Below are 9,888 nucleotides of genomic sequence, written 5' to 3' on the forward strand. Positions count from 1 at the left end.
GTTGAGGCCTGGTGCGATTGAATCGGGCATGCGCAGCACTTCAAGCGCGCGTGCCCGGTTGGGCAGGCGTCGGATGAAGCCACGTTCTTCGAGCGCCGTGATCAGACGATGGATACCGGATTTGGAGGCAAGATCGAGCGCTTCCTTCATTTCGTCGAAGGATGGCGGGATGCCCGTCTCTTTCAAACGCGAGTGGATGAACAGCAAAAGCTCGTGTTGTTTGCGCGTCAGCATCGCCACCCCCGAGGAATCAGAAGAAAAACAAACCCAGAACAAAACCCTATCTGTTCCAGTTGTGTTCTGCAACCGTTTATATCYGGTGAAGGGAGGAGGCGGCTTCGTTCAGCGCAGCATCATCACGCGGCACGCACTGCCAGATTCGGCGGCCGGTGCGAAGGGTTCACGCATGATGGCGCAATTGGCGTCGGCGAGCGTGCGAAGCATCGACGAATCCTGGACCAGATATGGCGTAACGACGAGGCCGTCAGGCGTCTCGCGCGCAATGGCGCGAACGAAATCCTGGCGCAAATCGTTTGGYGCCATCGCGGTGTCGAGCACAGCGTTGCGAATGTCGGGCGCATAGGGTCGCCCGCCAAGCTTCGCCAGCAAGGGCTTCAGGAATATATGCGCGCAGATCAGGCTGGCGACCGGATTGCCGGGCAGGCCGACGCAACGTGTCTGGCCAAGGCGGCCGAACATCAGCGGCTTGCCGGGTCGCATGGCGATCTTCCAGAAATCGAGATCCATGCCGAGCCCAGTCAGAACGCCGTGGACCAGATCGTGGTCGCCGACCGAGGCCCCGCCGAGCGTGACGATGACGTCGGCTTCGGCATCGAGCGCCTGGGCGATGAGGGCTGAGATAGCATCCTTGCGGTCGGCTGCGATGCCGAGGTCGAGCACGCGCGCGCCGACCGACCGGGCGATTGCTCCGACACCATAGGCGTTGGATGCGATGATCTGGTCAGGGCCCGGGTTGCTGCCGGGTGGAAGCAGTTCGTCGCCGGTGGCAATGATGGCAACCAGTGGCGCGCGAACCACTGCCATCGCAGGGTGGTTGGCGGCGGCGATCAGCGACAGTGCCGCAGGATCGAGCACGCGACCGGCGTCGAAAATCAGGTCGCCCTGTTTGAAATCGAGGCCCTTGGCGCGGATATTGCGTCCAAGAATCGCTGGTTCCAGCACGTCGATTTGGCCATTGCCAACATCGCTGACATTTTCCTGGATGACGACGGTGTCCGCACCGCCCGGCACAGGTGCGCCGGTGAAGATGCGCACGCTCTCGCCTTGCGCCACAGATCCTGTGAACTGCTTGCCGGCAGGAGCCACGCCGATGACCTTCAGCCGTGCCGGTAGCGATGCGATGTCGGCGGCGCGAACTGCATAACCGTCCATGGCCGAGGCATCGAAGGGAGGCTGGGTGCGCAAGGCATACAATGGACTTGCGAGCACGCGTCCTGAAGCTTCACTGAGACCGACAGTCTCCAGGCCGCTGGGTTCAGCGCCGTCGAGCAGGCGTTCCAGCGCCTCGGTGACGGGTAGAAGCGCCATTTATTCGACCGCCTTGTAGTCGCCCGACTTACCGCCGGTCTTCTCCACCAGCCTGATGCCGGAAATCACCATGCCGCGGTCGGCGGCCTTGGCCATGTCGTAGATGGTGAGACAGGCGACCGACGCGGCGGTCAGCGCTTCCATCTCGACGCCAGTCTTTCCGGTGACGCGCGCAAGTGCCGTCACGCGAAGACCGGGCAGGGCCTCGTCCGGCTCGATCTCGACCGAAACCTTGGTCAGCAGGATCGGGTGGCACAGCGGCACGAGTTCGTGCGTGCGCTTGGCGGCCATGATACCGGCTATGCGGGCGGTGCCGAGCACATCGCCTTTCTTGGCGTTGCCCGAAAGAATCAGCGCCAGGGTTTCGGCGCGCATGGTGACAAACCCTTCCGCGATCGCCGTGCGGGTGGTCTCGGCCTTGTCGCCGACATCGACCATGTTGGCTTCGCCAGTGGCACCGATATGCGTGAGGGTGCTTGCCATGTCAGACGCTTGCAGCCAGGGGCGTGCCGTCGAGAAGCGCGCGCGTGGCGGATGCCACATCGGCCTGCCGCATCAGGCTTTCGCCGACAAGGAAGCTGCCAATGCCGGATTTTTCCAGGCGCAGGCAATCGGCATGGGTGAAGATGCCGCTTTCGCCGACCAGAAGCCGGTCCGCCGGGACCATGGGCGCAAGACGCTCCGAGGTGTCGAGGCTGACCTCGAAGCTGCGCAGATTGCGGTTGTTGATGCCAAGCAGCCGCGAGGACAGTTTCAGCGCGCGCTCGGTTTCTTCCTCATCGTGAACCTCGACAAGCACGTCCATGCCATGCTCGAAGGCCGTATCCTCAAGCCGCTTGGCATCGTCGTCGTTGAGGCTTGCCATGATGATCAGGATGGCATCCGCACCCCAGGCACGGGCCTCGTGCACCTGGTAGGGCTCGAACATGAAATCCTTGCGCAAGGCAGGCAGGGCGCAGGCGTCGCGCGCGGCAGTCAAAAATTCCGGGGCACCCTGGAAGGATGGCGTGTCGGTCAGCACCGACAGGCAGGCCGCTCCACCTTCGGCATAGGCCCGGGCAAGTGCCGGCGGGTCGAAATCGGGACGGATCAGGCCCTTGGACGGGCTCGCCTTCTTGATCTCGGCGATGAGACCAAAACGGTTGTCACGGCGCTTGGACTCGAGAGCCGCAAGGAAGCCGCGCGGTTTGGCGGCGTCGCGCGCCATCGCCTTGATCTCAGCGAGCGGCAGCAGTGCCTTGGCGGCTGCGATCTCGTCGCGCTTGTAGGCTTCGATTCGGCGCAAGATGTCGGCCATGTCTTTATCCGTTCGAAACGCCGATCAGGCGGTCGAGCACGGCAAGCGCCCGCCCGCTGTCAATTGCCTCGGCGGCAAGTGCCACGCCTTCACCGATGGTCGCGACCTTGTCGGCAACGACGAGACCAGCACCGGCGTTCATCAGCACTGTATCACGATAGGCACCCTTGGCGCCTTCGAGCACGCCGCGCAGGGCTGCTGCATTGTAGGCCGAATCGCCACCTCGCAACTCTTCGCGCGTGTGTCGGGGGAGGCCAACCTGTTCCGGCGTCAGCGTGAAGTTGCTGATGCTGCCATTGGCGAAGGCCGCGACATGGGTCTCACCCGTGGTGGTGATCTCGTCATAGCCGTCGCCGTGAACGACCCAGACATGCTTGGCGCCAAGTTCCTTCAGCGTCTCGGCCACCGGCTCGACCCATTCAGGCGAGAACACGCCGACAAGCTGGCGGTTGACGCCGGCTGGATTGGAGAGTGGCCCGAGCAGGTTGAAAATAGTTCGGGTGCCGAGTTCGACGCGCGTTGCGCCAACATGTTTCATCGCCGGATGATGCGCCGGCGCGAACATGAAGCCGATGCCGGCCTGGTGAATGCAGCGTCCGATCGCTTCGGGCGACAAGTCGATGTTGACGCCAAGCGCCGTGAGCACGTCGGCAGCACCTGTCAGCGAAGATAGGCCGCGGTTGCCATGCTTGGCCACGGGCACACCTGCGCCCGCGATCACGAAGGCCGATGCGGTCGAGATGTTGACGCTGTGCGAGCCGTCGCCGCCGGTGCCAACGATGTCGATGGCATCCGCAGGGGCTTCGACGCGAAGCATCTTGTCGCGCATGGTGGCGACAGCACCCGAGATTTCGCTGACGGTCTCGCCGCGCACGCGCAGCGCCATCAGGAAGCCGCCGATCTGGCCCGGCGTCGCTTCGCCCGACATGATGATGTCGAAAGCCTCGCGCGCCTCACCGAAGGTGAGGGGCGTGCCCGACGCAATCTTGGCGATATGCGGCTTCAGTGCGCTCATGGCGTCCCCACCGCAAGTGCCCGGGTAATTGCATCCCGGTTGATCGTGACCTGATACTCACCTTGAAGCTGAGCGACGATCTGGTCGAGCAGGTCGTCAGACATGCCCGAGGCAAATGTCTTCTGCGCGTCCTCAGGCACAGCACTCTTGTCCACGCCGGCCGGCTCGAACACTTCAGCGACCTTGAAGAGGATCTGCGCATCACCGGTGGGGGCCGGAACGATACCAGTGCCGCCCTGGCCCATCGCAAACATCGCAGCAGCGCCCTCACGGCCGAAATCGGCGTCGTCGGTTTCGCGCTTGAGCCCGCGCTTGGTCTGCTTCTCAAGCTTCAGTTCGCCAGCGATCACGTCCAGCGCGGTGCCGTCCTTGAGCCGCTTTTCAAGCTCGTTGGCCTTGTCCATCAGGCGCTTCGTCGCTTCAGCCGCGGTCCAGTCCGCCACAACCTTTTCGCGCACTTCATCGAGTGTACGGTCGCGGGCTGGTGTGATGTCGTCGACCTCATAGAACACGAAGCCGTTGGTACCGACATTGAGCGGTGGGTTTTCGATGCCGGCTTCAGCCTCGAAGGTCGCCTGGATCAGGTTGCGCGAATCCGGCAGCGTGTTGATGATGGTGCCGTCGGCACCCTGGCCGGCACGGTCGATCGCATCGATCGTCACTACCTTGAGCTTCAGCTTGTCGGCAGCCGCCTGCATCGAGTCACCGCCAGCGCGCGCGTCCTCATAGGAATCATGCGCGTCGAGCAGGACGCGGTTGGCTTCGGCAAGGGCGAGTTCCTTGCGGATCTGGTCCTTGACCTCGTCAAACGTCTTTACCGTCTCGGGCGTGATCTCGCTGACGCGCACCAGCACAGGGCCGAAAGCGCCCTGGACGACATCGCTGACCTGGTTTGCCTGCAACGCGAAAGCCGCTTCGGCAACAGCCTTGTCGGCGATCTGATCCTTGGTCAGCGTGCCGAGCGTCACGTCGGCTGCGGTCTTGCCCTGGTCAGCGACGACCTTGTCGAAGGTCGCCCCGCCCTTGATCGCATCGGAAGCCGCTTTGGCTGCATCGGCGTTGCCGAGAACCAGCTGGTCGATCTTGCGCGTCTCGGCCGTGGTGAAGTGCGACTTGTTCTTGTCATAGTCCTGGCGAACCTGCTCGTCGGTGATTGACGCGAGGTCCATGATGTCTTCCGGCTCAAGCTTGACGTAGCTCAGCTTGCGGAATTCCGGCGCGGCATAGTTCTTCTTGTTTTCCTCAAACCATGCCTTGAGCACCTCGTCGCTCGGTGCGGCGACRGGCTCGACGAGCGATTTGGGCAGCGGCAGATAGTCGATGGTGCGGTCTTCGCCGCGATAAAGTGCTACCGCGCGCAAGAAGGTGTCGGGAGCCTCAAGGCCATCGGAAACGGCTTCGACAATCTGCTGGCGGACAGCCACCTGGGCGCGGTTCTTGAGGTAATCTTCGGGACGCATGCCGATCTGGCGCAGGATATATTCAAATGCCTGGCGGTCGAACTGGCCATCGGGACCACGGAATGTAGGATCGTCCCAGGTCAGCTGGGCAAGGCGGTCCTTCGACAGGCCAAGGCCGAGCTTGCGGGCCTGTTCGTCGAGCACCGCACCGGCGACGAGCTGGGACAGTACCTGGTTGTCGATACCAAGCGCGTTTGCCTGATCGCGGGTCAGGCGTTGGCCGAACTGTTGCGACATGACGTTAAGCTGACGGTCATAGGCGAGGCGGTATTCGACCCCTGAAACGGACGTGTCGCCGGCGGTGACCACCTTGTCGCCACTGAACTGGTTCAGCATACGTCCTGAGATGCCCCAGATCGCGAAGCTGACGACGAGTAGCAGAAGCAGCAGCTTAGCAACCCAGGTTCCCGCAGCACTGCGCATCGATTCGAGCATGTATCAGATCCCGTATACGCGCATTTTCGCATGCGCCTGCATGAACGAAGCGCAATAGCGCCCTTCAAGGCCAGTGTCGATTGCTTTGTGGTTTGTTTTTGGTAGTGAGGTTGCCCTAGCGAATATCGATTTCGAGGGAAAAGCACATGACGCCAGGAATCCGCCCGCTTGTTGCCGGCAACTGGAAAATGAACGGCACAAGCACGTCGCTCAACGAATTGCGCAACATCGCCGGTGGTTTCATGGGCGGCCTCGATACCGAGACCGAAGCGCTTTTGTGTGTACCGGCGACGCTGCTTTCGCGTGCCGCTGAAATCCTTCACCGCACGCCGGTCAAGGCAGGCGGACAGGATTGCCATGCCAAGGAGAGTGGCGCCCACACCGGCGACGTCTCGGCGGAGATGTTGAAGGACGCCGGCGCCAGCCACGTCATTGTCGGGCATTCCGAACGCCGCACCGATCATGGCGAAACCGATGCTATGGTTCGCGCCAAGGCTGAAGGAGCGTGGCGGGCAGGGCTGGTGGCAGTGATCTGCATCGGCGAGACACTTGCCGAACGCGAGACCGGGGCGACGCTTTCGATACTGTCGCGCCAGATTGAAGGCTCGGTGCCTGCCAGTGCGACACCTGCCGACGCGATCATCGCTTACGAGCCTGTTTGGGCAATCGGTACTGGCTTGACGCCGACCGTAGCCGACATCGCCGAAGCGCATGCGCATATCCGTGCGCGTTTGGCAGAGAAGCTGGGTGCATCGGCAGGCAAGATGCGCATTCTCTATGGCGGGTCGGTCAAGCCATCGAACGCCAATGAATTGCTGGCCATCGCCAATGTCGATGGCGCGCTCGTCGGCGGCGCAAGTCTCAAGGCTGCTGACTTTCTTGGCATTGCCGAGGCCTACCGCAAGCTCTGATTTCACCGCACGTGACCGTTGCAAAGGCAGCGTGTCATCCCATATTCGGCGGGCGGGCTTGGAAATGCCTAGAAAGCATTGTATTGAGCCGCCTCCGGAAGGCCGGGCGCTTCGGCGCGCGGCAAGTCCCCGTCAGGAAAGATCCCAGGAAGCGCAATGGAAACCGTCCTTATCGTCATTCACTTGATGGTCGTGCTCGCCCTTGTTGGCGTTGTGCTCCTGCAGCGCTCTGAAGGCGGTGGCCTCGGCATCGGTGGCGGTTCGGGCTTCATGACTGCGCGCGGCGCCGCCAACGCGCTGACCCGCGCGACCGCCATCCTGGCGACTGTGTTTTTCGTGACGTCACTGACGTTGTCGATCGTCGCTCGCTACAGCCCGAAGGAAATCGACATCCTTAATCGTGCGCCGACCACTCAAGGTGGCACGACCGGCAAGGGCGTTCTCGACCAGCTCGGTGGCTCGACCACGCCGGCTCCTGGCACCGCCACTCCTGCAGCGCCCGCATCTGGCACCACGGCTCCGGCGGCGACTCAACCCGCTGCGCCGGCCGCTTCGGGTACCGAGCAGCCCGCTCCGGCGACACCGGTAGCCCCCGCAGCACCGCAGGTTCCTAACTAAGTATTAAGCTCTTGCCGCAACCTGTTGTTGTTTGAACACAGTTGCGGCAAATGCTGCACGGATAAGTAAAATTCGATCATTTCGCCGGTGGTGCCTCCCTTGAGGCATCTCCGGCTAATCGATAATAGCAGCCTTGCGGCATATCGGCGGGGGGAGCCTTGGAGGCACCGCGTTGTCGCGCGAAAATTTGCGTTGAACATTCGGGATCCCTACGCCATGCAGCTCCGCCGCATCCTTCTAGCTGGTCTTTGTGCCTCTCTGATGAGCTCGACAGCCTTTGCCGCCACTTCGGCCGGCATGGTTGCTGCGCCGCAGTCCGAGGTTGCAAGCAACATCGTTTTGATCGCCGCCAAGAGCGACGCTGCCGAACTCAAGATTCTCAAGAAAAAGAAGAAGCCGACTGACGAGGATCTGTCGCGAATCAAGGACCTCGAAGCCAAGATCGCAGCCGACAAGGAAACCGCCCGGCTCAAGATGCTCGAAGCCAAGAAGATGGCGATGCGGGCAGCGGCCAAGGAAAAGGCTGACCAGGCGCGTGAACTCGCCCGCCTGAAGAAGACCGAAAAGGCAGCCGCCCAGGTGGCCGAGATTACGCCTGCGGTGCGCAAGCCCGTACAGCCGATCGAGTTGTTGCAGCCAGTAGCTCCCCTGATGCCCGACGCGGTCGCTGTGGCCTCGACCGGCAACAATGGCGAGCTGCGAAGCGAGGTCCAGGCGCGGCCACAGAAGGCCGGTCTGCTCGCCGGCATCTTCGGTGGCAGCAGCATTGCGCCGCAGCAGTCGATGCTGCCGCAGACGCGTGCGCTCGACGCCGTGCTGCAGGCCAAGCAGGCCAACAAGCAGTTCAAGGTGAAGTCCGACTACGAGCCGCAGGAAGTGACGTTTTCGGGCTATGAGCGTGGCCAGATCGTCGTCGATACCGGCAAGCGCTATCTCTATCTGGTCGAATCATCCTCGACCGCCCGCCGCTATGCGATCGCGGTCGGTCGCGAAGGCCTGGAGTTCAAGGGCAAGGCGACCATCGGCGACAAGCAGGAATGGCCGCGCTGGATTCCGACCAAGGATATGCAGGAGCGCGAGCCCAAGAAATACGGCCGCTACAAGGACGGCATGAACGGCGGGCCCGAAAATCCGCTCGGCGCGCGCGCCATCTACCTTTACCAGGGCAACAAGGATACCCATATCCGCATCCACGGTACCAATCAGCCGCAGACGATCGGCACGAATTCTTCGAACGGCTGCTTCCGAATGGTCAACGACCATGTCATGGACCTCTACAATCGCGTGAAGATGGGCTCTGAAGTCATCGTCATGTAAGGCGTCTTTCCGACGTTGATAGTTGGCCGGCGGTCACGCCGGCCTTTTTGTTTGCACGGCCTACCCGGCAGCAAGAATGAACAGCCACATAGGGAAAAGTCCGACGCGGCGGATTTTTCTCTGGCGGAATCGATTTGGCCGCGTTAAGCGATGAATCCCATGGCGCGATATGTTTTTATTACCGGCGGCGTGGTCTCTTCCCTTGGAAAAGGCATAGCCGCAGCGGCCCTTGGGGCTCTCCTGCAAGCACGCGGATATCGCGTGCGMATCCGTAAACTCGATCCGTATCTAAACGTTGATCCCGGAACGATGTCACCTTACCAGCATGGTGAGGTCTTCGTGACCGATGACGGAGCGGAAACCGATCTCGATCTCGGTCACTACGAACGCTTCACCGGGCGTTCGGCGAACCAGAGCGACAACATCACCACCGGCCGCATCTACAAGAACATCATCGAACGCGAGCGGCGCGGCGATTATCTCGGTGCGACCGTGCAGGTCATTCCGCACGTCACCGACGAGATCAAGAACTTCATCTTGGACGGCAACGACGAGTTCGACTTCGTGCTGTGCGAAATCGGCGGCACGGTGGGCGACATCGAAGCGATGCCGTTCCTCGAAGCCATCCGCCAGCTTGGCAACGACCTGCCGCGCAACAACGCGGTCTACGTCCACCTGACGCTGATGCCCTACATTCCAACGGCTGGCGAGCTGAAGACCAAGCCGACCCAGCATTCGGTCAAGGAACTGCGCTCGATCGGCATCGCACCGGACATCCTTCTGGTCCGCGCCGACCGCAACATCCCCAAGGAAGAGCGCCGCAAGCTGTCGCTGTTCTGCAATGTTCGTGAATCGGCTGTTATCCAGGCGCTCGACGTTGGTCACATCTACGACGTGCCGCTGGCCTACCATAAGGAAGGCCTCGATTCGGAGGTGCTGGCTGCATTCGGCATCGACCCGGCGCCAAAGCCGCGCCTCGATGCCTGGCAGAATGTCTCGCAGCTGATCCACAATCCCGAAGGCGAAGTCACCATCGCCGTGGTCGGCAAATACACCGGCCTCAAGGATGCGTATAAGTCGCTGATCGAAGCGCTGTCGCATGGCGGCCTGGCCAACAACGTCAAGGTCAAGCTCGACTGGATCGAGAGCGAGGTCTTCGAAAAGGAAGACCCGGCCCCGTTCCTGGAGAAGGTGCACGGCATCCTGGTTCCAGGTGGCTTTGGCGAGCGTGGCTCGGAAGGCAAGATCCTGGCCGCCAAGTTCGCACGCGAACGCAAGGTGCCGTAT

The 9,888-nt window shown here is 62.0% G+C and carries 10 protein-coding genes; 4 read left to right on the forward strand and 6 right to left on the reverse strand.

Annotation, left to right across the window (positions count from 1 at the left end; translation table 11 throughout):
* From AC1DWF_RS27205 to AC1DWF_RS27230, 6 genes are all read right to left on the reverse strand, one after another.
* The coding region (locus AC1DWF_RS27205) for a LexA family protein (RefSeq protein ID WP_476842271.1) at positions 1-234 on the reverse strand (234 nt) is incomplete at its 3' end.
* A 108-nt stretch (positions 235-342) separates the two neighbouring features.
* Positions 343-1,548 carry a molybdopterin molybdotransferase MoeA gene (locus AC1DWF_RS27210; RefSeq protein WP_476787570.1) on the reverse strand — a complete coding sequence of 402 codons (1,206 nt, stop codon included), beginning with the start codon at positions 1,546-1,548 and terminating at the stop codon, positions 343-345.
* A complete protein-coding gene (gene moaC / locus AC1DWF_RS27215; protein ID WP_476787240.1) occupies positions 1,549-2,031 on the reverse strand; it encodes a cyclic pyranopterin monophosphate synthase MoaC in 483 nt (160 codons plus the stop codon). It abuts the gene before it with no gap.
* A 1-nt stretch (position 2,032) separates the two neighbouring features.
* Entirely contained in the window at positions 2,033-2,845 is an 813-nt protein-coding gene (gene trpC / locus AC1DWF_RS27220) for an indole-3-glycerol phosphate synthase TrpC (protein WP_476787569.1), read from the reverse strand.
* Positions 2,846-2,849: 4 nt separating this feature from the next.
* Positions 2,850-3,860 (reverse strand): anthranilate phosphoribosyltransferase, encoded by a 1,011-nt coding sequence (gene trpD, locus AC1DWF_RS27225; RefSeq protein ID WP_476785218.1) that lies wholly within the window; start codon positions 3,858-3,860, stop codon positions 2,850-2,852.
* Positions 3,857-5,755: a SurA N-terminal domain-containing protein gene (locus AC1DWF_RS27230; protein ID WP_476785219.1), complete on the reverse strand. Its 1,899-nt coding sequence runs from the start codon at positions 5,753-5,755 to the stop codon at positions 3,857-3,859. The genes trpD and AC1DWF_RS27230 overlap by 4 nt, the downstream gene beginning before the upstream one ends.
* 146 nt (positions 5,756-5,901) lie before the next feature.
* Here AC1DWF_RS27230 and tpiA point away from each other — a divergent pair, with 146 nt between their 5' ends.
* The 4 genes from tpiA to AC1DWF_RS27250 all read left to right on the forward strand — a co-directional run.
* Positions 5,902-6,666: a triose-phosphate isomerase gene (tpiA, locus tag AC1DWF_RS27235; RefSeq protein WP_476785220.1), complete on the forward strand. Its 765-nt coding sequence runs from the start codon at positions 5,902-5,904 to the stop codon at positions 6,664-6,666.
* Between the two features lie 156 nt (positions 6,667-6,822).
* A complete protein-coding gene (gene secG, locus AC1DWF_RS27240) occupies positions 6,823-7,284 on the forward strand; it encodes a preprotein translocase subunit SecG (protein WP_476787568.1) in 462 nt (153 codons plus the stop codon).
* Between the two features lie 216 nt (positions 7,285-7,500).
* Positions 7,501-8,601 carry a L,D-transpeptidase gene (locus AC1DWF_RS27245; protein WP_476785222.1) on the forward strand — a complete coding sequence of 367 codons (1,101 nt, stop codon included), beginning with the start codon at positions 7,501-7,503 and terminating at the stop codon, positions 8,599-8,601.
* A 150-nt stretch (positions 8,602-8,751) separates the two neighbouring features.
* Positions 8,752-9,888 (forward strand): CTP synthase (locus tag AC1DWF_RS27250; RefSeq protein ID WP_476842270.1); only part of this gene is annotated, 1,137 nt, incomplete at its 3' end.

The sequence above is a fragment of the Aminobacter sp. P4_D5 genome, assembly GCF_056401815.1.